Raw genomic sequence first — 25,503 nt, 5'->3', positions numbered from 1 at the left:
CTCGAGAGGTGGACCTTCTTCGGGCAAGCCTCATTCTGCCGCACGCGCGCGGGGGTTCACCGTTCGCTCCGCATAAGGATGTACGTATGACCGCTGCCGTTCGTTCGGCTCCGGACAGCGGCCGTGCCGCCACGCCAAGGGCGCCGGACGCCCCCGTCGGGAAGTCTCCGGCGCCCACGCGCGCGTGCGCTCAGCCGAGCCGTGCCTCCAGTTCCGCCACGATCTCGTTCACGCCGACCGCCGTCTGCTCGCCGGACTCCATGTCCTTGAGCTGCACGACGCCCTCGGCGAGATCCCGTTCGCCGGCGACGATCGCGTACCGGGCGCCGCTGCGGTTGGCGTTCTTCATGGCGCCCTTCAGGCCCTTGCCGCCGTAGGCGAAGTCCGTCGCGATGCCGGTCCTGCGCAGTTCGGTGACCTTCGCGAACAGGACCCGGCGGGCCTCCTCGCCGAGCGGGACGGCGTAGACGCTGGTCGTTGACGGCAGGTCGAGCGTGATGCCCTCGGCCTCCAGGGCGAGGACCGTGCGGTCGACGCCCAGGGCCCAGCCCACCGACGGCAGCGCGGGGCCGCCGATCATCTCGGACAGGCCGTCGTAGCGGCCGCCGCCGCCGACCGCGGACTGGGAGCCGAGGCCGTCGTGCACGAACTCGAAGGTGGTCCGGGTGTAGTAGTCCAGGCCGCGGACCAGCTTCGGGTCGTTCTCGAAGGCCACGCCGGCCGCGGTGAGCAGCTCGCGGACCTCCTCGTGGTACGCCTTGCAGCCGTCGCACAGGTAGTCGCGCAGCAGCGGCGCGCCGGTCAGCTGCTTCTGCACCGACTCGCGCTTGTCGTCGAGGACCCGGAGCGGGTTGATCTCGACGCGGCGGCGGGTGTCCTCGTCCAGGTCCAGGGCGCGCAGGAACTCCTGCAGCGCGGCCCGGTACAGCGGCCGGCACTCCTTGTCGCCCAGGCTGTTCAGCAGGATGCGGAAGTCGCGCAGGCCCAGCGAGCGGTAGGCCTGGTCGGCCAGGATGATCAGCTCGGCGTCCAGCGCCGGGTCCTCGGCGCCGATCGCCTCGGCGCCGACCTGGGAGAAGTGCCTGTAGCGGCCCTTCTGCGGGCGCTCGTAGCGGTAGTACGAGCCGGAGTACCAGAGCTTGACCGGGAGGTTGCCCGACTTGTGCAGGTTGGCCTCCAGGGCGGCGCGCAGCACGGACGCCGTGCCCTCCGGGCGCAGGGCGAGCCGGTCGCCGCCCTTGGTCTCGAAGGCGTACATCTCCTTGGTGACGATGTCGGTGGACTCGCCGACACCGCGCGCGAACAGCTCGACGTTCTCGAAGCCGGGGGTCTCGACGTAGCCGTAGCCGGAGTTGCGCAGCGGGGCCGCGATCGCCTCACGGACCGCCAGGTAGGTGGTGGAGTCCGGGGGGATCAGGTCGTAGGTGCCCTTGGGGGCCTGGAAGGTGCTCACGGAAGTCTCTCGTCACATTCCTCGTCGGGGAGCCTGGAGGGCTCCCTGGCCGGCCGCCACCTGCCGCAGATAGGGGTTGGTGGCGCGCTCCTGGCCGATGGTCGTCTGGGGGCCGTGGCCGGACAGCACCACGGTGGAGTCCTCGAGCGGCAGGCACACGCGGGCCAGCGAGTCGAGCATGTCCTCCATGGAGCCACCCGGCAGATCGGTGCGTCCGACGGAGCCGGCGAACAGCAGATCCCCGGAGAAGAAGACCGGCGGGATGTCCGCGGTCTCGGGCATCTGGAAGGTCACCGACCCCTTGGTATGGCCCGGTGCGTGCGCGACGGAGAACGTGAGACCGGCCAGCTCCAGCCGCGCGCCGTCGGTCAGCTCCCGGACGTCGTCCGGCTCGCCCACGGTCAGCTCGCCCATGAGCGGCATGCCGAAGGAGCGGCCGAGCGCCTTCTCGGGGTCGCTCATCATGTACCGGTCGCTCGGGTGGATCCAGGCCGGTACGTCGTGCGCGCCGCACACGGGGACGACCGAGGCCACGTGATCGATGTGGCCGTGGGTGAGGACGACGGCGACGGGCTTGAGCCGATGCTTCTTCAGTGCTTCCTCGACTCCGTCGGCGGCCTGGTGGCCCGGGTCGATGATCACGCACTCCTCACCGGCGGCGGGGGCGACGAGATAACAGTTCGTCCCCCAGGCCCCGGCGGGGAACCCGGCAATGAGCACGATCGTCCTTCGTTGTGTCGATACGGGAGGGCCTGCGAGCAGGCCGCCTGTGGTCCGGAAGCCTACCGGCGCTGCCGTTTCCTCAGCGAACCCATATACGGTACGGGCCTACACGCGGCCGTCGGCTCACAGGACGCACGCGTACCGTCGGCAACACGACACGCATGAGGAGAGAACCCGGTGGTCAGCCAGGAGCAGCGGCGGCGTCAGCTCGCCCGGGAGAAGTTCTTGCGGCAGCAGCAGCGGCGCACCAGCGCGCGGAACAAGGCACGCATGCGCAACTCCGTGATCGCGTCGGTGCTCGGCGTGGTCGTGATCGGCAGCGTGGCGCTGTACACGACCGGCGTGCTGAAGAGCGACGACGACAAGAAGACCAGCGCCGGCGCGGACGTGTCGCCGAGCGCCTCGCCGAGCAGCAAGGCGCCGGACCCGTGCGGGAAGCCGGCGGCGGGCTCGGTGAAGAAGCTGAGCTGGAAGAAGGAGCCGGCGGTGACGATCGACACGTCGGCGAAGTACACGATGAAGCTCGCGACGACGTGCGGCGACATCGACATGTCGCTGAAGGCGTCGGCGGCCCCGCACACGGTGAACTCGTTCGACTTCCTCGCGGGCAAGGGCTACTTCGACCACACCAAGTGCCACCGGCTCACCGCCGAGGGCATCTTCGTGCTGCAGTGCGGCGACCCGTCGGCCACCGGCAGCGGCGGACCCGGCTACACGATCCCGGACGAGAACCTCAAGGACAAGAGCCTGAAGGCCAACGTCTACCCGGCCGGCACGGTCGCGATGGCGAACACCGGTCAGAAGCACACCGGGGGCAGCCAGTTCTTCCTGGTCTACAAGGACAGCCCGCTCCCGCCCAGTTACACGCCGTTCGGAACGATCACCGAGGCGGGCATGAAGGTGCTCACGAAGATCGCCGCGGCCGGTGCCCAGGCGGCCGATCCGACCACCGGGAACACCGCGCCGAACGCGACGGTCGTGATCGACAAGGCGACGGTCACCAAGTCCTGACCCGGCGGGAAACCGGGAGCGGCCGCCAGCGCAATTTCGCCCGCGCTGGATGCGGACAGGTCACCCGCCGGTCGCCTATGTTGGCCGTGACGAAACTGTGGACGATGCCTGGGGGCGCTGAGGCCCCCCGCAGGCATCATGTGGAGGAGGCGCTGTGAGCAGCGACCCGTGGGGCCGCGTCGACGAGACGGGGACCGTGTACGTGCGTACGGCCGACGGTGAGCAGGTCGTCGGTTCCTGGGCGGCCGGCTCCCCCGAGGAGGCGCTTGCCTACTTCGAGCGCAAGTACGAGGGCCTGGTTGTCGAGATCGGCCTCCTCGAGAAGCGAGTCAAGACCACCGACCTGTCGGCGAAGGACGCCCGGACCGCGATCGACCACCTGCGCGAGCAGCTGGACGCGCACCACGCGGTGGGCGACCTCGACGCGCTGCGGACCCGCCTCGACAAGCTCGTGGAGACGGTCGAGGCCCGGCGTGAGGAGCGCAAGGCGCAGCGGGCCAAGCAGTCCGACGAGGCACGCAGGTCCAAGGAGGACCTGGTCACCGAGGCGGAGCAGCTCGCGCAGTCCGATCAGTGGCGGGCGGCCGGCGAACGGCTGCGCGCCCTGGTGGACACCTGGAAGGGCCTGCCGCGGCTCGACCGCAAGTCGGACGACGACCTGTGGCACCGCTTCTCGCACGCCCGGTCGGCGTTCTCCAAGCGGCGCAAGGCGCACTTCGCGCAGCTCGACGCGCAGCGCGAGGAGGCCCGCCGGACCAAGGAGCGGCTGGTGTCCGAGGCCGAGGCGCTGTCCGGTTCGACGGACTGGGGTGTGACGGCGGCCCGTTACCGCGATCTGATGACGGAGTGGAAGGCCGCGGGCCGCGCCCAGCGCGAGCACGAGGACGATCTGTGGAACCGCTTCCGCGGGGCCCAGGACGTGTTCTTCGCGGCCCGAAGCTCGGTCTTCGCCGAGCGGGACGCGGAGCAGGCCGAGAACCTGAAGCTGAAGGAGGAGCTGGCCGAGGATGCCGAGAAGCTCCTGCCGATCTCGGATCTGAAGGGCTCGCGGGCGGCCTTCCGCTCGATCAACGAGCGCTGGGAGGCCATCGGCCACGTCCCGCGGGACGCGCGTCCGAAGGTCGAGGGCCGGATGCACGCGGTCGAGCGGGCGCTGCAGGAGGCCGAGGAGGCCGAGTGGCGCCGGACGAACCCGGAGGCACGCGCGCGTGCCGCGGGTCTGACCGGCCAGCTCCAGGCCGCCGTGGACAAGCTGCGGGCGCAGATCGAGCAGGCCCGCGCCCAGGGCAACGGCGCCAGGGCCGACAAGCTGGAGCGGGAGCTGGAAGGCCGTCAGGCGCTTCTGGACCAGGCTCTGAAGGGCCTGCAGGAGTTCGGCGGCTGAGTTCCCCACCGCGCGGACGAGAGGGCCCCATACAGGCGTATGGGGCCCTCTCGTGTGTCCGGTTACGCCCGGCTGCGCGCCGAGGTCACGCGGTAGACGTCGTAGACGCCCTCCACGCCCCGCACGGCCTTGAGGACGTGGCCGAGGTGCTTGGGGTCGCCCATCTCGAAGGTGAAGCGGGAGGTGGCCACCCGGTCGCGGGACGTCTGCACGGCCGCGGACAGGATGTTGACGTGCTGGTCGGACAGCACCCGGGTGACGTCCGACAGCAGCCGGGAGCGGTCCAGCGCCTCGACCTGGATGGCGACCAGGAAGACCGAGGACTGGGTGGGCGCCCACTCGACGTCGAGGATGCGCTCCGGCTCGCGGGACAGCGACTCGACGTTCACGCAGTCGCTGCGGTGAACCGAAACACCGCTGCCACGGGTGACGAAGCCGATGATCGGGTCGCCGGGTACGGGCGTGCAGCAGCGGGCCAGCTTGACCCACACGTCGTCGACGCCCTTGACGACGACACCGGGGTCGGCGTTGGAGCGGCGCTTGCGGCCGCGGCCGCGGGCCGGCGGGACCGTCTCGTCGATCTCCTCGGTGGCGGCCTCCTCGCCGCCGAGGGCCTGCACCAGCTTCTGGACGATGTTCTGCGCGGAGACATGGCCCTCGCCGATCGCCGCGTAGAGCGCTGAGATGTCCGAGTAGCGCATCTCGTGCGCGAGCGTGACCAGCGAGTCGCCGGTGAGGATGCGCTGGATGGGCAGGTTCTGCTTGCGCATGGCCCGCACGATGGCGTCCTTGCCCTGCTCGATCGCCTCGTCGCGGCGCTCCTTGGAGAACCAGGCCCGGATCTTGTTCCGGGCGCGCGGCGACTTGACGAACCCGAGCCAGTCGCGGGACGGGCCGGCGCCGGGCGCCTTGGAGGTGAAGACCTCGACCAGGTCGCCGTTGTCCAGAGTGGACTCGAGCGGTACGAGCCTGCCGTTGACCCGTGCTCCTATGGTGCGGTGGCCGACCTCGGTGTGGACGGCGTACGCGAAGTCCACCGGCGTCGCCCCGGCCGGGAGCGCGATGACGTCGCCCTTCGGCGTGAAGACGAAGACCTCGTTGCGGGAGAGGTCGAAGCGCAGGGACTCCAGGAACTCGCCGGGGTCCTCGGTCTCCTTCTGCCAGTCCAGCAGCTGCCGCAGCCACGCCATGTCGTTGATGGCGTCCTTGTCCTTACCGGAGGCCTTGGGCACGTCCGTGCGGACCTTGGAGGCGCCGGCGACGGCCTCCTGCTTGTACTTCCAGTGCGCCGCGATGCCGTACTCGGCGCGCCGGTGCATGTCGAAGGTGCGGATCTGCAGCTCGACGGGCTTGCCGTTGGGCCCGATGACCGTCGTGTGCAGCGACTGGTACATGTTGAACTTCGGCATCGCGATGTAGTCCTTGAACCGGCCGGGCACCGGGTTCCATCGCGCGTGCACGGTGCCCAGGGCCGCGTAACAGTCCCGGACCGTGTCGACAAGTACACGAATCCCCACCAGGTCGTAGATCTCCGCGAAGTCACGGCCGCGGACGATCATCTTCTGGTAGACGCTGTAGTAGTGCTTGGGGCGGCCGGTGACGGTCGCCTTGATGCGGGCGGCGCGCAGGTCGGACTGGACCTCGTCGGTCACTATGGCGAGGTACTCGTCGCGCTTCGGCGCCCGCTCCGCGACCAGCCGCACGATCTCGTCGTACATCTTGGGGTAGAGGATCGCGAAGGCGAGGTCCTCCAGCTCCCACTTGATGGTGTTCATGCCCAGCCGGTGCGCCAGCGGGGCGTAGATCTCGAGCGTCTCGCGCGCCTTCTTCTCCTGCTTCTCGCGCTTGAGGTAGCGCATGGTGCGCATGTTGTGCAGACGGTCGGCGAGCTTGATGACCAGGACGCGCGGGTCCTTCGCCATCGCCACGACCATCTTGCGCACGGTCTCGGCCTGCGCGGCCTCACCGAACTTGACCTTGTCCAGCTTGGTCACGCCGTCGACGAGCAGGGCGACCACGTCGCCGAAGTCGCGGCGCAGGTCCTCCAGGCCGTACTCGGTGTCCTCGACGGTGTCGTGCAGCAGCCCCGCCATGAGGGTGGCGGGGTCCATGCCCAGCTCGGCGAGGATGGTGGTGACGGCGAGCGGATGCGTGATGTACGGATCGCCGCTCTTGCGCTTCTGCCCCCGGTGCCAGCGCTCGGCGACCTGGTAGGCGCGCTCGATCTGGCGCAGCGTGGCGTTCTCGATCTTGGGGTCGTTGCTGCGCACTATCCGCAGCAGCGGCTCCAGGACCGGGTTGTACGGGTTCGCACGCTGGACGCCGAGGCGGGCGAGGCGGGCGCGGACGCGGTTGGAGGAGCCGGTGCGGGCGGGCTGGCCGGCGGCGGGGCGCACGGGCGGAGCCGGTTTGGGGCGGGTGGCCTCGGGTGTCTTCTCGACGGGCGCGGACTGGGCGTGCTCGACCGCCCCGCGGGTGTCGTTCTTGGCGGACGACACGTTCCGCGCGGGCTTGGCCGCGGGCGCCGAGGCGGGCTCGGGCTTGGCGGCGGTCAGTGGCTGGGCCTCGTCTGGCAAGAGGACTCCTCGTGCGCGATCCGGGTCCCCCGGTCAGGCTCCGGAAACCCCATGGTATCGATCCTGTGCCTTGTCATCGCCCGGAGGCGGCTGTGAGGACCGTCTACCCGTGAAACGCGAGGGACTCCCCCGGGATTCCGCACGGGTCACGTGGAGAGGGATTCGGGGCGGGCGGCGGGTGACCGCACGACGAACGGCCGCCCCCGGGAGGTACCCGGGGGCGGCCGTTGCCGGCAGCGAGGTGTCAGATCCGCAGGAGCGCCCTCAGCGGTGCCTCGCCGAGCGCCGGCTCCAGGCGGTCCCGGCCGCTCAGGAAGCCCAGCTCCATGAGGACCGCGAGCCCCGAGACCTCGGCGCCCGCGCGCTGGATGAGCTGGATCGCGGCCTCGGCGGTGCCGCCGGTGGCAAGCACGTCGTCGACGATCAGCACGCGGTCGCCGGACACCAGGTCCTCCGCGTGCACCTCGATCTCCGCCGAGCCGTACTCCAGGTCGTACGCCTGGCGCAGCGTCGCGCCCGGCAGCTTGCCCGCCTTGCGGACCGGGATGAAGCCGAGGCCCGCGCGGACCGCGACCGGTGCGCCCAGGATGAAGCCCCGGGCCTCCAGGCCGACGACCTTGGTCGCGCCGGTCTCGGCGGCGATCCGGGCCAGGGCGTCGGTCAGCACGGAGAACGCCGCGGGGTCCGCGAGCAGCGGGGTGATGTCCTTGAACATCACGCCCGGCTCGGGGTAGTCGGCCACGTCCCGGATGCGGCTGAGCAGCAGCGACGTGATGTCGGCGAGCTCGGTCATCGGCGCTTCCCGGAGGGTCGGCCCCGGCCCCGGTTGCGGGAGGCGGGCTGGTTGCGGGGACCCACCACGGCGGGTGCCGCCTCCTCGGCCTCGTCACCCTCGCCGGGCCGGCCCGCCACGCCGTCCTCGCCGGCCGCGGCCTGCGCGCGCTTGGCCATGACGCGCTTGCGGAGCGCCCTCATCGCCGGCTCGCGCTCCTTGAGGTCTGCGACGAGCGGTGTGGCGATGAAGATCGAGGAGTACGCACCGGCCGCGAGACCGACGAACAGCGACAGCGAGATGTCGTTCAGGGTGCCGGCCCCGAGGAAGCCGCCGCCGATGAACAGCAGGCCCGCCACCGGCAGCAGGGCGACCACGGTGGTGTTGATGGAGCGGACCAGCGTGCCGTTGATCGACAGGTTGGCGATGTCGCTGTAGGTGAAGCGGGTCTGCTTCGTGATGTCCTTCGTCTGCTCCTTGAGGCTGTCGAAGACGACGACCGTGTCGTAGAGCGAATAGCCGAGGATCGTCAGCAGACCGATGACCGTACCGGGCGTGACCTCGAAGCCGACCAGGGCGTAGATGCCGGTCGTGATGGTGATGTCGTGGATCAGCGCGACGAGGGCCGCGATGGCCATGCGCCACTCGAAGGCGATCGCCAGATAGATCACGACGAGCACCATGAAGATCGCCAGGCCCTGCCAGGCCTTACTGGCGATCTGCTCGCCCCAGCTCGGGCCGACCAGGTCGGCGTTGAGCTTCTCGGGGTTGAGGTTCAGGTCCTTGGCCAGCGTCTGCTTGATCTGGTCGGACTTGTCGGTGTCGATGCCCGCGATCTGGATGCGCAGGCTGCCGTTGCCGAGCTTCTGCACGACGGCCTCGTGGCCGGAGGCGTTCGTCGCGAACTCCTCCGCCTGGGCCACCGACGCGCTCATCTTCGTCGGCGTGGTGAAGACCGCCCCGCCCTGGAACTCGATGCCCATGTTCAGGCCGCGCACCGCCAGGCCGACGATGGCCGTGATGGTGATCAGGATGGAGATGCCGTACCAGATCTTGCGCTTGCCGACGAAGTCGTAACTGATCTCGCCGCGGTGCAGTCGAGCGCCGAGGTTGCCGAGTTTCGACATCGCTCACGCCTCCTTCGGGTCGACAGGGCCGGCGGCGGGACCGGCGGGACGGCGGGTGCGGCGCAGCGGCGGCTTGGCACCCAGGCTCTTCGGGTCGAGGCCGGACCACTTGTGGCCGTTCGCGAAGAACTTGCGGCGGGCGAGCAGCGTCATCAGCGGCTTGGTGAACAGGAAGACGACGACCACGTCGAGCACGGTGGTCAGACCGAGCGTGAACGCGAAGCCCTGGACCTTGCCGACGGTCACGATGAACAGCACGGCGGCGGCGAGGAACGACACGAAGTCGGAGACCAGGATGGTGCGCCGGGCGCGCGGCCAGGCCCGCTCGACGGCGGGACGCAGCGAGCGGCCCTCACGGATCTCGTCCCGGATGCGTTCGAAGTACACGATGAACGAGTCCGCGGTGATGCCGATGGCGACGATGGCACCGCAGACGGCCGGCAGGTTCAGCGCGAAGCCGATGGCCGGGCCGAGCAGCGCCATGATCACGTAGGTGAGGATCGCGGAGACCAGCAGGGATGCCATGGCCACGAGCGACAGGCCACGGTAGTAGGCGATCAGGTAGATCACGACCAGGGCGAGGCCGATCGCGCCGGCGATCAGACCCGCGCGGAGCTGCTCACCGCCGAGCGCGGCGGTCACCGTGGTGACGGTCTCCTCCTTGAAGGAGAGCGGGAGCGCGCCGTAGGACAGCATGTTGGCGAGGTTCTGGGCCTCCTGCTGCGTGAAGCTGCCGGAGATCTCCGCCTGGCCGCCGGTGATGGCGTTCTGGACGTACGGGCTGGAGACGACCTCGCCGTCGAGGACGATGCCGAACTCGTTCTGCGGGGACTGGTTCTTGGCCAGCTCGCCGGTGATGGTCGCGAACTTCTTCGACCCGGTGTTGGTGAAGGTCATCTGGACCTGCCAGCCGGAGGCGCCCTGGGTGTCGAAGACCGCCTGGGCCTTCTTCACCTCGGTGCCGTCCACGCCGGCCGGGCCGAGCAGGTACTTGTACCAGACCTTGTCCCGCTGGCCGCAGGCCACGGTGGGCTCACCGGGCTTGGCGTTGGTGCCGGCCTTGGCGCGCTCGGCGGGCTTGGCGCAGTTCAGAGCCGTGTACTGGGCCTGAAGCTTGGCGGTGTCCACGCTGCCGGTGGCCGAGGCGGAGGGGCTGGCGGAGGTCTTGGCGCCGGACGAGGCGCTCGGCGAGGACGAGCCCGACGGCGTGGCGTCGGCCTTCAGCGCGTCGGTGACGGCGCGGCCCTGCGAGGTGGCGGAGGCCGTCGGGGAGGCGGAGGAGGACGAGGACGCCTTCTCCTTGCTGGAGCCCGACGGGCTCGGCGAGGCGCCGCCACTGGAGGACGCGCTCGGCGAGGGGCTCGCCGGGGTGGCGCCGCTGGGCTCGCTGGTGAGCACCGGGCGGAAGTACAGCTTGGCGGTGGTGCCGACCTGCTGCTGGGCCTCCTTGGAGTTGGTGCCCTTGGGGATGTTCACGATGATGTGATCGGCCCCCTGGGTCTGCACCTCCGCCTCGGAGACGCCCAGGCCATTGACACGACGGTTCATGATGTCGACCGCGGTGTCCATGTTGGCCTTGTTGATCGCGGACCCCTGGTCGGCCTTCGCCTTGAGCGTGATGCTCGTACCACCGGCGAGGTCGATGCCGAGGCGCGGTGTCGTGTGCCCGGAGACGAACATCCCTCCGGTGAGCGCCACGATGGCGATCAAAATGAGGGCCAGCGAGCGCCCTGGCTTGCTCTGGGCGCTCGCGCTCCGGCCCCTCTTAGGTGCTGCCACCTTCTCGTACTCCCTCTCGGGCCGCCCCGCGCCAGGTCGGCGCGGTCAGCCATGACATGGTGTCGGGCTCCGTGCGGCGAACAGAAGCGCCCGGGGTGCGCGGGGCGCGGCCGGGCCGCGCCGCACACCCCGGGACGTGACTACTTCGCCTCGGAGTCGCCGTCGGTCTTCTTCGGCTCTTCGTCCGTCTTGGCCTCGGCGACCTCGGCATCGGCGGTCCCGTCCTCGGCGACGTCCTTCTTACCGAGGTCGACGGCCTTGTCGCCGGAGGCGGCGGCAGCGGCGGGCTCGTCGGTCTCGGTGAGGGAGGAGGCGTCGTCCGGGACGACGTGGGCGTCGGCCTTGAGGTCGTGCTCGATGCCGTGGACGATCCGGTTGTACTCGTCGTCGGTGAGGACGGCGCCGATCGCGTTCTTGGCGAAGAGGAGGTCGACGCCCGGTCCGGCGTCGAGGAGGACCGTGTCCTCGCTGACCTCCTTGACCGTCGCGTACATGCCCCCGATCGTGCGGACGCCGGAGCCGGGCTGCACCTCATTGCGCATGCTCGCGGCCTGCTGCTGCTTCTTCTTGGCCGAGCGGGTCATCAGGAACATGGCCGCGATGAGCACGATGAACGGGAGGAGGGTCAAGGTATTCACGGGACGGGGTTTCCTTCGCGCGACCGCGCGGTGAGAGCGGCCTGTTGGATGGGGGTGGGTCGGCGCCGCCCGCAAGGGCGGCATCGGCGGAGTCTAAGCGAGTCCGCGCGCATGGAACAACGCTCAGCATGGCACCTGGGTTCCTGCCCCCGCCAATGCCCTCGCCGTCACGCCCCGAACAGGTCCTGTTGTCCGTTTCCCCCGGTGGCCGTGCGGGGCGGGGTGAGACCGAGGTGCGCCCAGGCGGCCGGGGTGCCGACACGGCCGCGCGGGGTGCGGGCCAGCAGGCCCTCCCGCACCAGGAAGGGTTCGGCGACCTCCTCGACCGTCTCGCGTTCCTCCCCCACCGCGACGGCGAGCGTGGACAGGCCGACCGGACCGCCGCCGAACAGCTTCAGCAGTGCCTCCAGCACGGCCCGGTCGAGGCGGTCGAGGCCGCGCGCGTCCACTTCGTAGACGGCGAGGGCGGCCTCGGCGATCTCGCGGGTGATCACGCCGTCCGCCTTGACCTGCGCGTAGTCCCGGACGCGGCGCAGCAGGCGGTTGGCGATGCGGGGCGTGCCGCGGGAGCGGCCGGCGATCTCGGCGGCGCCGTCCGCCTCGATACCTACGTCGAGCAGGCTCGCCGAGCGGTGCACCACGCGCTCCAGCTCGTGCGGCTCGTAGAACTCCATGTGTGCGGTGAAACCGAAGCGGTCGCGCAGCGGGGGCGGCAGCAGGCCCGCGCGCGTGGTGGCGCCGACCAGGGTGAAGGGGGGCAGCTCCAGGGGGATGGCGGTGGCGCCGGGGCCCTTGCCGACGATGACGTCGACGCGGAAGTCCTCCATGGCCATGTACAGCATCTCCTCGGCGGGCCGGGACATGCGGTGGATCTCGTCGAGGAACAGCACCTCGCCCTCCTGGAGCGAGGAGAGGATCGCGGCGAGATCGCCGGCGTGCTGGATGGCGGGGCCGGAGGTGATGCGGATGGGGGCGCCCATCTCGGCCGCGATGATCATCGACAGGGTGGTCTTGCCGAGGCCGGGGGCGCCGGAGAGCAGCACGTGGTCGGCGGTGGCGCCGCGCGCGCGTGCGGCGCGCAGGACGAGGTCGAGCTGTTCGCGGACCTTCTCCTGGCCGATGAACTCCTCGAGGTCCTTGGGACGCAGGGCCGCCTCGACGGCCTGGTCCTCCCCGTCGGCCGCGGAGCCCACCAGCCGCTCGGGGGCGGCGGAGTCGGTCGTGTCGTCCCAGTTCATGTGGTGTGCCTCGGGGTGGTGTGGTCGGTCAGCGGGCGCGGTTCAGGGTCTGTAGCGCTGCCTTCAGCAGCTGACCCACCTGCGGGGTGCCGCTCGCGGCCTCGGCCTGGGGAGTCACGGCGGCGACGGCCTCGTCGGCCTCGCGGGTGGCGTACCCGAGGCCGATGAGGGCCGCGTGCAGCTGGTCGCGCCAGCCCTGGGTGACGGGCGCGCCCACCGCGGGCGCGCCGATCGGCTCGCCGAGGCGGTCCCTCAGTTCCAGCAGGAGCTTCTGGGCGCCCTTCTTGCCGATGCCGGGCACAGCGGTGAGGGCCTTCTCGTCGGCGGTGGCGACGGCCCGGCGCAGCGCGTCCGGCGTGTGCACCGCGAGCATGGCCTGGGCGAGCCTCGGACCGACCCCGCTGGCGGTCTGGAGCAGCTCGAAGACCTGGCGTTCGTCGTCGTCGGCGAAGCCGTACAGCGTCAGGGAGTCCTCACGGACGACCAGCGAGGTGTGCAGCTTGGCGGGCCGGCCCTGGCGGAGCGTGGCGAGCGTGTTCGGCGTGCACTGGACGGCCATGCCGACGCCGCCCACCTCGATCACCGCCGCGTCGGGGGCGAGTGCGGCGACCGTGCCGCTGAGGAAGGCGATCATGCCGTACGGCCTTTCGTTGCGTGGGCCGAGTGCAGAGCCACGGCCTGCTTGAGTCGGTTCTGCGCGGGGGCGCGCCAGATGTGGCAGATGGCGAGCGCGAGGGCGTCGGCGGCGTCGGCCGGCTTGGGTGGCGCGGAGAGCCGGAGCAGCCGGGTGACCATGGCACCGACCTGCGCCTTGTCGGCGCGTCCGCTGCCGGTGACGGCGGCCTTGACCTCACTGGGGGTGTGCAGGGCGACCGGGATGCCCCGGCGGGCGGCGCACAGCATGGCGACCGCGCTGGCCTGGGCGGTGCCCATCACCGTGCGGACGTTGTGCTGGCTGAACACCCGCTCCACGGCGACGAATTCGGGCCGGTGCTCGTCCAGCCAGGCCTCTATGCCCTGCTCGACGGCGACGAGGCGGTGCCCCAGCTCGGCGTCCGCGGGCGTCCGTACGACGCCGACGCCGATCATGGTGAGCGGGCGCCCCGCGACTCCCTCCACGACACCGACACCGCACCGGGTCAGGCCGGGGTCCACCCCCAGTACACGCACCGCGCCCTCCCTCTGTGGTGATCCGCGGATGCCCTGGTGATCCCCACGGATGCCGCCAGGCTAGCCGCTGCCTCTGACAACGGCGGCGGGCCGGTGGACGTGTTCCACCGGCCCGCCGAGCCGCTCAGCCCGCGGCAGCGCTACGCGTCGACCTTCTCCATGATCTCGTCGCTGACGTCGAAGTTGGCGAAGACGTTCTGCACGTCGTCGCTGTCCTCGAGCGCGTCGATCAGTTTGAAGATCTTCTTGGCGCCCTCCTCGTCCAGTTCGACCTGGACGGACGGCACGAAGCTGGAGTCGGCGGAGTCGTAGTCGATCCCGGCCTCCTGGAGGGCGGTGCGGACCGCGACCAGGTCGGTGGCCTCGCTGATGACCTCGTAGGTCTCGCCGAGGTCGTTGACCTCCTCGGCGCCCGCGTCCAGGACGGCGCCGAGGACGTCGTCCTCGGCCAGCTCGCCCTTGGGGACGATGACGACGCCCTTGCGGCTGAACATGTACGACACCGAGCCCGGGTCGGCCATGTTGCCGCCGTTGCGGGTCATGGCGACGCGCACGTCGGAGGCGGCGCGGTTGCGGTTGTCGGTGAGGCACTCGATGAGCACCGCGACACCGTTCGGGCCGTAACCCTCGTACATGATCGTCTCGTAGTCGGCGCCACCGGCCTCGAGGCCACCGCCACGCTTGATCGCGGAGTCGATGTTCTTGTTCGGGACCGACTGCTTCTTGGCCTTCTGGACGGCGTCGTAGAGTGTCGGGTTACCCTCGAGGTCGATGCCGCCCATGCGCGCCGCGACCTCGATGTTCTTGATCAGCTTCGCGAAGAGCTTGCCGCGCTTGGCATCGATCACGGCCTTCTTGTGCTTCGTCGTAGCCCATTTAGAGTGGCCGGACATCTGCCTGTCTCCTTCGCGTAACCCATCTCTGCAACGAACTCCAGAGATCCTACAAGGACTCCGGTGTCCGGTCGGCGCGCACCATGTCGACGAAAAGCGCGTGCACGCGGTGGTCGCCGGTCAGTTCCGGGTGGAACGACGTGGCGAGCACGTTGCCCTGGCGGACCGCGACGATGTGTCCCTCGTGCTCGGCGAGCACCTCGGTCCCGGCGCCCACGGACTCCACCCAGGGAGCGCGGATGAAGACGCCCTCCACAGGATCGCCCGCGATGCCCCGGACGTCGACCGCGGCCTCGAAGGACTCGTTCTGCCGTCCGAAGGCGTTGCGGCGCACGATCATGTCGATGCCGCCGATGGTCTCCTGGCCCGAGCGCGGGTCGAGGATCTTGTCGGCGAGCATGATCATGCCGGCGCAGGTGCCGTAGACGGGCATGCCGTCGCGCACGCGCGCGCGGAGGGGGTCCATCACTCCGAAGAGGACGGCCAGCTTGGAGATGGTGGTGGACTCGCCGCCGGGCAGCACGAGGGCGTCGACCTCGGCGAGTTCCTCGGGGCGCCGCACCGGCCTGGCCACGGCGTCGGCCGCGGCCAGGGCGATGAGGTGCTCCCGTACGTCGCCCTGGAGTGCCAGGACGCCTATGACGGGGGTGTTCATGTGTTCCGTCGCCCTACCAGCCGCGGTTGGCGTAGCGCTCGGTCTCGGGCAGGGTGTCGCAGTTGATGCCGACCATGGCCTCGCCGAGGTCGCGGGAGGCGTCCGCGATGATCTTCGGGTCGTCGTAGAAGGTGGTGGCCTTCACGATGGCGGCGGCGCGCTTGGCCGGGTCGCCGGACTTGAAGATGCCGGAGCCGACGAAGACGCCCTCGGCGCCGAGCTGGCGCATCAGCGCGGCGTCGGCCGGGGTGGCCACGCCACCGGCGGAGAAGAGGACCACCGGGAGCTTGCCCAGCTCGGCGACCTCCCTGACCAGCTCGTAGGGGGCGCGCAGCTCCTTGGCGGCGGCGTACAGCTCGTGGTTGTCGAAGCCGCGCAGGCGGGCGATCTCGTTCTTGATCTGGCGCAGGTGGCGGACGGCCTCGACGACGTTGCCGGTGCCGGCCTCGCCCTTGGAGCGGATCATCGCGGCGCCCTCGGCGATGCGGCGCAGGGCCTCGCCCAGGTTGGTCGCACCACAGACGAAGGGGGTGGTGAAGGACCACTTGTCGGAGTGGTTGACCTCGTCGGCCGGGGTGAGCACCTCGGACTCGTCGATGTAGTCGACGCCGAGGGACTGCAGGACCTGGGCCTCGACGAAGTGGCCGATGCGGGACTTGGCCATGACCGGGATGGAGACGGCCTCGATGATGCCCTCGATCATGTCCGGGTCGGACATGCGGGCCACGCCGCCGTCCTTGCGGATGTCGGCCGGGACCCGCTCAAGGGCCATGACGGCGACGGCGCCCGCGTCCTCAGCGATCTTCGCCTGCTCCGGGGTGACGACGTCCATGATCACGCCGCCCTTGAGCTGCTCGGCCATGCCGCGCTTCACACGGGCGGTGCCGGTCTCGGGAGCCTGGTTCTCGGTGGTGGACACGGGTGACCTCACTGAAGTGGAAAGGGTGACTGCACCGACGAGGAAACGCGAGAGGACCAGTCCACAGCAAGGGCCAATGAGGACCCGGTGGATCCTTTTGTCCGGCGACGGGTCACGGCGCCCGGTTCAGGCGGCCCGTTCCACCAGGGCCGCGGGCGGCTCGTCGTCCATCTCGAAGGCCAGCGGGAAGGGGGCGTGGCCGGCCAGCCGGAACCAGCGCACCTTGCGGTGCTCGCGGAGCCTGCGGGCGGCCCCCACTGCGTCGTTGTGGAAGCGGCGGGCCATGGGGACCCGGCGTACCGCCTCGGCCAGCTCGTGGGCCGCCTCGTCGCCGCCCGGCGCGTCCCGGACGACCTCGACCTGCCGCGGGTCCTCGAACACCGCGCGCAGGGCCTGGCTCAGCTCGCTCTCCGCGACCTCCCGCTGGTCCTCCTCCGCCTGCCGGGCGGCGTGCGCGGCCTCGTAGAGCACGATCGAGGCGGCGGGATCCAGGACGCCCGAGGTGGCCAGTTCCTGGGTCACGGAGGCCCGCCGCAGCAGCTGGGCGTCCAGCGCGGCCCGCGCGGCGTCCATGCGCACGTGCAGCCGGTCCAGCCGCCCGGCCGTCCAGCTCAGGTACACGCCGACGGCGACGAGGGCGAGGAGGATCCAGATGAGGGTTGCGGTCACGGGCGAAGGCTATCGGGACGCCGTGGCCGTGCCGTCGCCCCCTTCGGTTCAGTCCCGGGCCAGCCCGAACCGTGAACGCCGGCCGGGGCGCTCGTCCGTGGCCACCGCCGCCGTTCCGGTCGTGACGGTCTCGTACACCGACATGATGTCGGCGCCGACCGTCGACCAGTCGAAGCGGCGGACGTGCGCGCTGCCCCGCTCCCGCAGTTCGGCCCGTCGCTCCGGGTCCGCCAGCAGATCCACGGCGGCCTGTGCCAGTGCGTCGGCGTCCTCGTTGGCGAATACCTCACCGGCCTTGCCCTGGTCGAGGACCTGGACGAAGGCGTCCAGGTCCGAGGCGAGGACAGGGGCGCCCCCCGACATCGCCTCGACCAGGATGATGCCGAAGCTCTCGCCGCCGGTGTTGGGCGCGACGTACAGGTCGACGCTGCGCAGGAAGCGGGCCTTGTCCTGGTCACTGATCATGCCGAGGAACTCCACGCGCGAGCGCAGTTCGGCGGGCAGGTCCTCGACGGCCGCCTCCTCGTCACCGCGCCCCGCGACCAGCAGCCGGGTCTGCGGGCGGGCGGCCAGGATCTTCGGCAGCGCCCCCATCAGCACCGGCAGGCCCTTGCGGGGCTCGTCGATGCGGCCGATGAAGCCGATCGTGTCGCCCTGCCACTCCGGCCTGGGCTCGGCGTCGGCGAAGAAGTCGACGTCGACGCCGTTGGGGATGACCACCGCGTCCCCGCCCAGATGCTCGACCAGGGTGCGGCGGGCGTACTCGCTCACCGCGATCCGCGCGCTGATCTTCTCCAGCGCGGCCTGCAGGATCGCGTACGCGGCGATCATCGCGCGCGAGCGGGGGTTGGAGGTGTGGAAGGTGGCCACGATGGGGCCCTGCGCGGCCCAGCAGGTCAGCAGGCCGAGCGAGGGGGACGTCGGCTCGTGGATGTGGACCACGTCGAACGCGCCCTCGTGCAGCCAGCGGCGCACGCGCGCGGCCGACAGGAAACCGAAGTTCAGCCGGGCCACCGAGCCGTTGTACGGCACCGGGACCGCGCGGCCGGCCGAGACGACGTACGGCGGCAGCGGGGTGTCGTCGTCGGCGGGCGCGAGGACGGAGACCTCGTGGCCGAGCCGGATGAAGTACTCGGCCAGGTCACGGATGTGGAACTGGACGCCGCCGGGCACGTCCCAGGAGTACGGGCAGACGATCCCGATTCTCACGAGGGTCCCTTCGTGGGGTCGAGGTCGGCGAGCCACAGCCGCTGGAGCATGTGCCAGTCCTCCGGGTGCTCGGCGATCCCGGTGGCGAAGGCGTCGGCGAGCGACTGTGTCATGGCGGACGTCTTCTCGGCCCGCGTACCCGCCTCCGGTACCTCGATCGGGGGATGCACGCGGCCCTTCATGACCGGGGAGTCGTCGTACCGGAGGGTGACGGGCAGTAGCAGCGCGCCGGTCTGCTGGGCCAGCAGGGCCGGTCCCGCGGGCATCCGGGCCCGGGCGCCGAAGAAGTCCACCTCGGTGCCGGACGCGGACAGGTCGCGGTCGGCGACCAGACAGACCAGGCCGCCGTCGCGCAGCCGCCGGGCCAGGGTGCCGAAGGCCGAGCCGCCGCTGTGCGGGAGCACCTCCATGCCGAGGCCCTCGCGGTAGGCGACGAAGCGGTCGTAGAGGGTCTCGGGCTTGAGCCGCTCGGCGACCGTGGTGAACGGGGTCCGCAGTTCGGTGGTGACCCAGGCGCCGGCCAGGTCCCAGTTGGCCAGGTGCGGCAGGGCCAGGATCACGCCGCGGCCGGAGGCGAGCCCGTCGGTCAGGTGGTGGAGGTCCTTGGCCTCGAAGCCGGTCCTGACGCGTTCGGGGCTCCAGGCCGGGAGCCGGAAGGACTCCATCCAGTAGCGCAGGTAGGAACGCATGCCCGCGCGCGCGAGTTCGGCCAGCCGCTCCGGGCCGGCGTCGGGCACCACGCGCGCGTAGTTGGCCTCCAGACGCTGTACGCCCTTGCCGCGCCGCTTCCAGGCGAGGTCGGCGACGGTCCGGCCGAGGCGGACCGCGACGGGTTCGGGGAGGTTCTTGACGGTGCTCCAGCCGAGCCCGTAGAGCGCGTCGGTGAGCCGGTCCGCGGTGCTCACTTCGCCGTCTCCCTCCCCTGGGGGGCGTTCTCCCCGGCCGCCGCCTCGGCTTCGGCGGACTCGCGGCGGACGGTGACGACCCGCTGGATCAGCGTCACGAGGCTGCCCACGGCGACGATCCACAGGGCGATCGGCAGCAGCCACTGGATGCCTGGTACACCGAACTTGTGCAGTCCCGCGAAACCGGCCGCGACCAGCGAGATCACCAGCCGCTCGGCGCGTTCGACGAGCCCGTTGACAGCGACCGGCAGCCCGATCGACTCGCCGCGCGCCTTGGTGTACGAGACCACCTGGCCGCTGGCCAGGCAGAAGATCGTGACAGCGCACAGGACGTTGTCGTTCCCGTTGCCCGCGTACCACAGCGCGAGGCCGCCGAAGATCGCGCCGTCGGCGACCCGGTCCAGGGTGGAGTCCAGGAAGGCGCCCCAGCGGCTGGAGCGGCCGAGCTGGCGGGCCATGTTGCCGTCGACCAGATCGGAGAAGACGAAGAGCGTGATCACGACCGTGCCCCAGAAGAACTCGCCTCGGGGATAGAAGACCAGCGCGCCCGCCATCACACCGGCGGTGCCGATGAGCGTGACCGCGTCGGGACTGACGCCCCGGCGGATCAGAAACGCGGCGAACGGCGTGAGGACACGCGTGAAGAATGCACGCGCGTACTTGTTCAGCATGGCCTTCCCGACGGTCGTTGTCGCCGCGGCCCTGGTGGCCTCCGGCTGGCCCATCGTAGTCACGCGTGCGCGTGCGTGACGGGCGGGCACCCACGAGCCCGCACCGCCGCCCCGCGCACACCCGGCCGGGGCACGCCCGGCGCGCCCGGGCCGCCGTGGCCGCTTCGCGGCCGTTCGTATGGACGCGGCGTTACGGGAGTGGAAAGCTCGAAGGACCGCGGGCGTCGCCGGAGCCGCCAGAGCACGCGGGTCCCGCGTGTCCGCGCCCACAGTGACCTCACCGTGCACGGGAGGCAGGATCATGGGCGACAAGGCACAGACACATCCTGGAGCCGCCGGCAGGGCAAGGGCGGCCGACCACCCCGCGTCCATAAGGAATGTGGTGCTGGTCGGCCACTCCGGATCGGGCAAGACCACTTTGGTGGAGGCCCTCGCGCTGACCGCGGGGGCGGTGAACCGGGCGGGCCGCGTGGAGGACGGCGGCACCGTCTCCGACCACGACGACATCGAGCACCGGCAGCAGCGCTCGGTGCAGCTCTCGCTCGTCCCGGTCGAATGGGACGGCATCAAGATCAACATCCTGGACACCCCCGGGTACGCCGACTTCGTCGGGGAGCTGAGGGCCGGTCTGCGCGCGGCGGACGCGGCCCTCTTCGTCGTCTCGGCCTCGGACGGGGTGGACGGCTCGACCCGGATGGTCTGGGAGGAGTGCCAGGCCGTCGGCATGCCGCGGGCGATCGTGGTGACGCACCTGGAGAGCGCGCGCGCGAACTTCGAGGAGATGACCCGGGTGTGCGCGGAGGCGTTCGGCGCCGACGACCCCGACGCCGTGCTGCCGCTGTACCAGCCGCTGCGCGGCCCCGAGGGCCCGGACGGGCACGCTCCGGTGACGGGCCTCGTCGGCCTGCTGTCGCAGAAGCTGTTCGACTACTCGACCGGCGAGCGCAAGGAGTCCGAGCCCGGCGAGGACCAGCTCCCGGACATCGAGGAGGCCCGCGACCGGCTGATCGAGGGGATCATCGCCGAGAGCGAGGACGAGACCCTCATGGACCGCTATCTGGGCGGCGAGCGGGTCGACGTCAAGACGCTGATCCAGGACCTGGAGCGGGCGGTGGCACGCGGCACGTTCTTCCCGGTCCTGGCCGCCGCCCCCGCCGCCGAGGGCGCCCGGCAGGGCCTCGGCACGGTGGAGCTGCTGGAGCTGATCACGCGCGGGTTCCCGACGCCGTTCGAGCACCCCATGCCCGGGGTCACCACGATCGACGGCAGGGCGCGTGAGCTGGCGGTCTGCGACACGGACGGCCCGCTGGTCGCCGAGGTCGTGAAGACCTCCTCCGACCCCTATGTCGGCCGTATCTCCCTGGTCCGCGTCTTCTCCGGCACCCTGCACCCCGACGAGACGGTGCACGTCTCCGGGCACGGGCTGGCGGACCGCGGGCACGAGGACCACGACGTCGACGAGAAGATCGGCGCCCTGTCCACCCCCTTCGGCAAGCACCAGCGCCCGGTGACGCACGCCGTCGCCGGCGACCTGGTGTCCGTGGCCAAGCTCGGCCGCGCGGAGACCGGGGACACCCTCTCGGCCAAGGACGACCCGCTCCTGATGGAGCCCTGGCGGATGCCCGACCCGCTGCTGCCGCTCGCCATCCAGGCCCACAGCAAGGCCGACGAGGACAAGCTCTCGCAGGGCCTGGCCCGCCTGGTCGCCGAGGACCCGACGATGCGCCTGGAGCAGAACCAGGACACCCACCAGGTGGTGCTGTGGTGCCTGGGCGAGGCGCACGCGGACGTCGCCCTGGAGCGGCTGCGCAGCCGCTACGGCGTCCAGGTCGACGCCGTACCGCACAAGGTCTCCCTGCGCGAGACGTTCGCGGTGAAGGCCGCCGGGCGGGGCCGGCACGTGAAGCAGTCCGGCGGGCACGGGCAGTACGCCATCTGCGAGATCGAGGTGGAGCCGCTGCCCGGCGGCTCGGGCATCGAGTTCGTCGACAAGGTGGTCGGCGGCGCCGTACCGCGCCAGTTCATCCCGTCCGTCGAGAAGGGCGTACGGGCGCAGGCGGCCAAGGGCGTCGCGGCGGGCTATCCGCTCATCGACGTCCGGATCACGCTGCTGGACGGCAAGGCGCACTCGGTGGACTCCTCCGACGCCGCCTTCCAGACGGCGGGCGCGCTGGCGCTGCGCGAGGCCGCGGCCGACGCGCGGATCCATCTGCTGGAGCCGGTGTCCGAGGTGGGCGTGCTGGTCCCGGACGACTACGTGGGCGCGGTGATGAGCGACCTGTCGAGCCGGCGCGGCCGGGTGCTCGGCACCGAGCAGGTGGGCTCGGGACGGACCCTGATCCGGGCCGAGGTGCCCGAGTTCGAGATCGGCCGCTACGCGATCGACCTGCGTTCCCTGTCCCACGGCACGGCCCGCTTCGACCGCGCCTACGCCCGGCACGAGCCGATGCCGCCGCAGATCGCCGAGCGGATCCGCGAACAGGCGGGCGAGACGCCGTAACCCACACCGGTCGACTCCGTGCGCCGGTGGGTGGCTTCGGCCGTCCACCGGCGCGCTGTCGGTGGCTGCGGATACGCTGATCTCCTGATCACGTCGTGCCGAACTCGTGCGGTTGTCCTGCCGATTCGGCAGGTTGGCCTGTTCAACAGGTGTGCGGGGCAGTGAAGTCGGGAAGGCCGCAGGAGCGACACCGGCGGCGAGGGGGCGGGAATGTCGGTTGGCATGGAGTGGGACGGACCGCAGGTGCCCGTCTCCGGCGACGAGGGACAGGCGGCGACGTACGCGCTGGCCTCGGCGGCCTACCGGGACAACGTGATCGAGGACATCAAGAAGACCGACAACGAATGGCACCAGTCGACCGTCAAGGCCGGCCGGATATCCCTGCTCAAGCCCAATCTCGGCGAGGCCTTCTCGCGGGCCGTGGTCGACCGCATGCTCGCCCCGGGCCGCAAGCCGCTCATCCAGTCCTTCGGCACCGAGCCCCAGGTCGTGGTGGAGCACGCGCTCGCGGCGAACAACATCCGCCGCGAACGCGACAACCGGTTGTCCGTCGTCGTGGTGCTGTGCGGCCTGATCTTCCTGCCGGGGTTCATCGGCTGGCTGCTCGTCTTCCAGGTGCGCATGCTCGTCGCCAGGCGCGACGACAAGCGCGCCGGGACGCTCGCCACCGTCCTGCTCACCGGGGTGGGTGTGCTCGCCGCGCTCTTCCTGCTGAAGATGCCCTTCGGCGGATTCTGGGGATGGTACGCGCGGGGCTGCGTCGTGATCCCGGTGCTCGGCTGGTTCTGGGCCAAGCGGATCTGCGAGCGCAGCGCCCGGGATCTGCGGGCGCGCTGGGAAGGCCTGCTCTCCGGCAGCAGCGTCGGCGCCAAGGTGCCCGAGGCCGTGCCGCGCGCCCCGGGCGAGACCGCGGCCGAGCAGCTGCGCCAGTCACTGGCCCGGCTCGGTGCCGAGCAGCGGTCCAACTCCGTCTTCTACGCCGGGCCCAAGGGCATACTCGGCATGGGCACCCGCTGGGGCTCCTGGCAGCTCGCCGAGGACCTCGAGCCCGCCGACCCCTCCCGGGAGATCCATCCCTTCCGCAGCTGGGACGTCATACGCTCCATCCACGACAAGCTGCGCATGCTGGAGCGGGGTCCGCTGAACACCGGCGGTTTCCCCCGGCCGTCGATACGGCACTGGATCGTCACGCCGATCGGGGAGAACGCCAAGGAGGTGTCCCGGCCCGAGGGCACGGACGTGGAGGCGTTCCAGATCAAGCAGCACGCCATACAGGACATCTGCAACAAGCAGCAGTTCGGCAGCGGTGACCGGCACTACCTGGGCGTGCAGTGGACCCTGTGGGACGGGCAGCTCGTCATCACCATGATGATCACGGTGACGGTGCTCCACGAGACGCTGCGCATCGAGGTGACCGGGCACGCCCTGGGACCGGTGAACCCGCTGTTCACCACGAAGCCGACGGCGCCCACCAAGGAGGTCGCCAAGTCGCTCAAGCCCTGGGAGAACCGCACGGTCAATCTGCCCCTGGTGCCCACCGACGAGGTGGTACGGCTCACCGCGCGCGCCCCGCTGGCCTGGTACCCGCCGATGCTCAAGTGGCTCGGCGGCTCGCTCGTCCTGCCGGAGCCGTTCGGGCTGCGGCACGCCTGGGCGGACCAGCCGTGGCGGCACCGCTTCATGGCCGACGACGCGCTGCGCGCGGCCACCCCGGTGCTGCGGGTGGTGCACTCGGCCGCGATCCGGGTGCTGCGGGAGAACGGCGTGGACACCGAGAAGTTCGGCAACCGCTCGTCCGTCCTCAGCGGCCTGGTGCAGGACCCGACGCCGAAGAAGGCCGACCTGTACGACGCGTGAGCGGTGCCCTCGGGACCGAGGGCACCGGTGGGTCTACTGGGACTACGCCGGCGCCGGCCAGGCCTCCGCCAGCATCTTCCTGGTGTCCGCCAGCAGCTGCGGCAGCACCTTCGTCTGGCCGACCACCGGCATGAAGTTCGTGTCGCCGCCCCAGCGCGGGACGATGTGCTGGTGCAGGTGGGCGGCGATGCCGGCGCCGGCCACCGTGCCCTGGTTCATGCCGATGTTGAAGCCGTGCGCGCCGGACGCGGTGCGCAGCGCGGTCATCGCCTGCTTGGTCAGCTCGGCCAGCTCGGCCGTCTCCGGCAAGGTCAGGTCCGTGTAGTCGGCCACGTGCCGGTACGGCACGGTCATCAGATGGCCGCCGTTGTACGGGTAGAGGTTGAGGACCGCGTACACGTGCTCGCCGCGGCGGACGATCAGGCCGTCGTCGTCGGACTTGGCCGGGATCGAGCAGAAGGGGCAGCCGTCGTCGGCCCCCGGACCGGTCGGCTTGTTCTCGCCCTGGATGTAGGCCATCCGGTGGGGCGTCCACAGGCGCTGGAACGCGTCCTGCGTCCCCACTCCGATCTGCTGTTCCGGCTCACTCGTCATGCAAGGCAGCATATGGCTTCGCCCGTTCGCGGCGTGTCGCCGGGGCGGCCGGAACGCCGTCACCGGACAAGCTGGGCCGGTGGACGACGACAACACCGCGGCCCGCTGGGAGCAGCGCACCGAGATCCCGCTCTTCGTTGGGTCACTGCTCTTCATCGGCGCCTACGCCACCCGCGTCCTGGCCGTGAGCATCCCGTCCTTCTGGCGGAACCTGTGCCTGGCCGCGATGCTCACGCTCTGGGTGCTGTTCGCGGCGGACTACCTGGTGCGCTGGCGACTCGGCGGTCAGCGGTTCCTGCGCTTCGTCAGCACGCACTTCCTGCACACCGTCGTGGTGGTCCTGCCGCTGCTGCGCCCGCTGCGGATCGTTCCGCTCTACGACGTGATCCAGCGCCGGCAGGGGGAGCCCCGGCTCTCGTTGTACGCGCGCGTGATCGCGTATGCGAGCCTGTCCACCCTGCTGCTCGGCTTCTCCGGCGCTCTCGCGGTCTACCAGCAGGAGCGCGGGGCACCCGGCGCCACCATGCGGACGTTCGGCGACGCCGTGTGGTGGGCCGCCTCGACGCTGAGCACGGTCGGCTACGGCGACATCACCCCGGTGACCCGGCTCGGCCGGGTGATCGCGACCGGGATGATGGCCGGCGGTCTCGGCCTGCTCGGCGCGGTGACGGGCTCGTTCTCGTCGTGGCTGATGCAGACCTTCACCCGCGAGGGCGACGAAGCGCCCCCGGGGAAGTGATCCCCGGGGGCCTTCGGGTGG

The 25,503-nt window shown here is 70.9% G+C and carries 23 protein-coding genes; 5 read left to right on the top strand and 18 right to left on the bottom strand.

Features of this window, described 5'->3' with window-relative positions; all coding sequences use genetic code 11:
• Positions 1 to 190: 190 nt before the first annotated feature.
• Positions 191 to 1,453, bottom strand: coding sequence for a histidine--tRNA ligase (gene hisS, locus ACFVVO_RS20370; RefSeq protein WP_390056704.1), 1,263 nt, complete (start codon positions 1,451 to 1,453; stop codon positions 191 to 193).
• Between the two features lie 12 nt (positions 1,454 to 1,465).
• Positions 1,466 to 2,173: an MBL fold metallo-hydrolase gene (locus tag ACFVVO_RS20365; protein WP_390056702.1), complete on the bottom strand. Its 708-nt coding sequence runs from the start codon at positions 2,171 to 2,173 to the stop codon at positions 1,466 to 1,468.
• Between the two features lie 180 nt (positions 2,174 to 2,353).
• Between ACFVVO_RS20365 and ACFVVO_RS20360 the strand changes: the two genes are divergently transcribed.
• On the top strand, positions 2,354 to 3,187 hold the full coding sequence (locus ACFVVO_RS20360) for a peptidylprolyl isomerase (RefSeq protein ID WP_390056700.1): 834 nt from the start codon (positions 2,354 to 2,356) through the stop codon (positions 3,185 to 3,187).
• A gap of 154 nt (positions 3,188 to 3,341) precedes the next feature.
• A complete protein-coding gene (locus tag ACFVVO_RS20355; protein WP_390056699.1) occupies positions 3,342 to 4,571 on the top strand; it encodes a DUF349 domain-containing protein in 1,230 nt (409 codons plus the stop codon).
• A gap of 62 nt (positions 4,572 to 4,633) precedes the next feature.
• Here the strand turns inward: ACFVVO_RS20355 and ACFVVO_RS20350 are convergent, their stop codons facing one another.
• The 15 genes from ACFVVO_RS20350 to pgsA form a co-directional block, all read right to left on the bottom strand.
• Positions 4,634 to 7,147 (bottom strand): RelA/SpoT family protein, encoded by a 2,514-nt coding sequence (locus ACFVVO_RS20350; RefSeq protein ID WP_390056698.1) that lies wholly within the window; start codon positions 7,145 to 7,147, stop codon positions 4,634 to 4,636.
• Between the two features lie 244 nt (positions 7,148 to 7,391).
• Entirely contained in the window at positions 7,392 to 7,940 is a 549-nt protein-coding gene (locus ACFVVO_RS20345; RefSeq protein ID WP_390056696.1) for an adenine phosphoribosyltransferase, read from the bottom strand.
• Positions 7,937 to 9,046 (bottom strand): protein translocase subunit SecF, encoded by a 1,110-nt coding sequence (gene secF / locus ACFVVO_RS20340; RefSeq protein ID WP_390056694.1) that lies wholly within the window; start codon positions 9,044 to 9,046, stop codon positions 7,937 to 7,939. Before secF ends, ACFVVO_RS20345 begins: the two co-directional genes overlap by 4 nt.
• A gap of 3 nt (positions 9,047 to 9,049) precedes the next feature.
• The gene (secD, locus tag ACFVVO_RS20335) at positions 9,050 to 10,825 is read right to left on the bottom strand and encodes a protein translocase subunit SecD (RefSeq protein WP_390056693.1); all 1,776 of its coding nucleotides are present in this window, start codon (positions 10,823 to 10,825) and stop codon (positions 9,050 to 9,052) included.
• Positions 10,826 to 10,965: 140 nt separating this feature from the next.
• Positions 10,966 to 11,463: a preprotein translocase subunit YajC gene (gene yajC, locus ACFVVO_RS20330; protein WP_390056691.1), complete on the bottom strand. Its 498-nt coding sequence runs from the start codon at positions 11,461 to 11,463 to the stop codon at positions 10,966 to 10,968.
• A gap of 167 nt (positions 11,464 to 11,630) precedes the next feature.
• Entirely contained in the window at positions 11,631 to 12,701 is a 1,071-nt protein-coding gene (gene ruvB / locus ACFVVO_RS20325; protein WP_390056689.1) for a Holliday junction branch migration DNA helicase RuvB, read from the bottom strand.
• 28 nt (positions 12,702 to 12,729) lie between these two features.
• Entirely contained in the window at positions 12,730 to 13,335 is a 606-nt protein-coding gene (gene ruvA, locus ACFVVO_RS20320; protein ID WP_390056687.1) for a Holliday junction branch migration protein RuvA, read from the bottom strand.
• Positions 13,332 to 13,871, bottom strand: a complete 540-nt coding sequence (gene ruvC / locus ACFVVO_RS20315; RefSeq protein WP_390056685.1) for a crossover junction endodeoxyribonuclease RuvC — start codon at positions 13,869 to 13,871, stop codon at positions 13,332 to 13,334. The genes ruvA and ruvC overlap by 4 nt, the downstream gene beginning before the upstream one ends.
• 140 nt (positions 13,872 to 14,011) lie before the next feature.
• Complete coding sequence (locus ACFVVO_RS20310; protein ID WP_390056683.1) at positions 14,012 to 14,764, bottom strand: YebC/PmpR family DNA-binding transcriptional regulator; 753 nt, start codon at positions 14,762 to 14,764, stop codon at positions 14,012 to 14,014.
• A gap of 49 nt (positions 14,765 to 14,813) precedes the next feature.
• Entirely contained in the window at positions 14,814 to 15,419 is a 606-nt protein-coding gene (gene pdxT / locus ACFVVO_RS20305) for a pyridoxal 5'-phosphate synthase glutaminase subunit PdxT (protein WP_390056681.1), read from the bottom strand.
• Between the two features lie 13 nt (positions 15,420 to 15,432).
• Entirely contained in the window at positions 15,433 to 16,338 is a 906-nt protein-coding gene (pdxS, locus tag ACFVVO_RS20300) for a pyridoxal 5'-phosphate synthase lyase subunit PdxS (protein WP_390056680.1), read from the bottom strand.
• Between the two features lie 126 nt (positions 16,339 to 16,464).
• Positions 16,465 to 17,007 (bottom strand): hypothetical protein, encoded by a 543-nt coding sequence (locus tag ACFVVO_RS20295; RefSeq protein WP_390056678.1) that lies wholly within the window; start codon positions 17,005 to 17,007, stop codon positions 16,465 to 16,467.
• A gap of 48 nt (positions 17,008 to 17,055) precedes the next feature.
• Positions 17,056 to 18,216: a glycosyltransferase family 4 protein gene (locus ACFVVO_RS20290; RefSeq protein WP_390056677.1), complete on the bottom strand. Its 1,161-nt coding sequence runs from the start codon at positions 18,214 to 18,216 to the stop codon at positions 17,056 to 17,058.
• Entirely contained in the window at positions 18,213 to 19,121 is a 909-nt protein-coding gene (locus ACFVVO_RS20285) for a phosphatidylinositol mannoside acyltransferase (protein WP_390056676.1), read from the bottom strand. The genes ACFVVO_RS20290 and ACFVVO_RS20285 overlap by 4 nt, the downstream gene beginning before the upstream one ends.
• Complete coding sequence (pgsA, locus tag ACFVVO_RS20280) at positions 19,118 to 19,846, bottom strand: phosphatidylinositol phosphate synthase (RefSeq protein ID WP_390056886.1); 729 nt, start codon at positions 19,844 to 19,846, stop codon at positions 19,118 to 19,120. The genes ACFVVO_RS20285 and pgsA overlap by 4 nt, the downstream gene beginning before the upstream one ends.
• 247 nt (positions 19,847 to 20,093) lie before the next feature.
• On the opposite strand from pgsA, the gene ACFVVO_RS20275 reads away from it, so the two are divergent.
• A complete protein-coding gene (locus tag ACFVVO_RS20275) occupies positions 20,094 to 22,292 on the top strand; it encodes an elongation factor G-like protein EF-G2 (protein ID WP_390056675.1) in 2,199 nt (732 codons plus the stop codon).
• A gap of 210 nt (positions 22,293 to 22,502) precedes the next feature.
• Complete coding sequence (locus ACFVVO_RS20270) at positions 22,503 to 24,149, top strand: hypothetical protein (RefSeq protein ID WP_390056674.1); 1,647 nt, start codon at positions 22,503 to 22,505, stop codon at positions 24,147 to 24,149.
• A gap of 42 nt (positions 24,150 to 24,191) precedes the next feature.
• On the opposite strand, the gene ACFVVO_RS20265 is transcribed toward ACFVVO_RS20270, so the two are convergent.
• Positions 24,192 to 24,755 carry an HIT family protein gene (locus ACFVVO_RS20265; protein WP_390056672.1) on the bottom strand — a complete coding sequence of 188 codons (564 nt, stop codon included), beginning with the start codon at positions 24,753 to 24,755 and terminating at the stop codon, positions 24,192 to 24,194.
• 67 nt (positions 24,756 to 24,822) lie between these two features.
• On the opposite strand from ACFVVO_RS20265, the gene ACFVVO_RS20260 reads away from it, so the two are divergent.
• Positions 24,823 to 25,482, top strand: coding sequence for a potassium channel family protein (locus ACFVVO_RS20260; protein WP_390056671.1), 660 nt, complete (start codon positions 24,823 to 24,825; stop codon positions 25,480 to 25,482).
• The last annotated feature ends 21 nt before the right edge of the window (positions 25,483 to 25,503 follow it).

Origin of the sequence: Streptomyces sp. NPDC058145, from assembly GCF_042884245.1 — a bacterium.
Lineage (GTDB): Bacteria > Actinomycetota > Actinomycetes > Streptomycetales > Streptomycetaceae > Streptomyces.
This window is presented reverse-complemented; position numbering and strand designations above follow the sequence as displayed.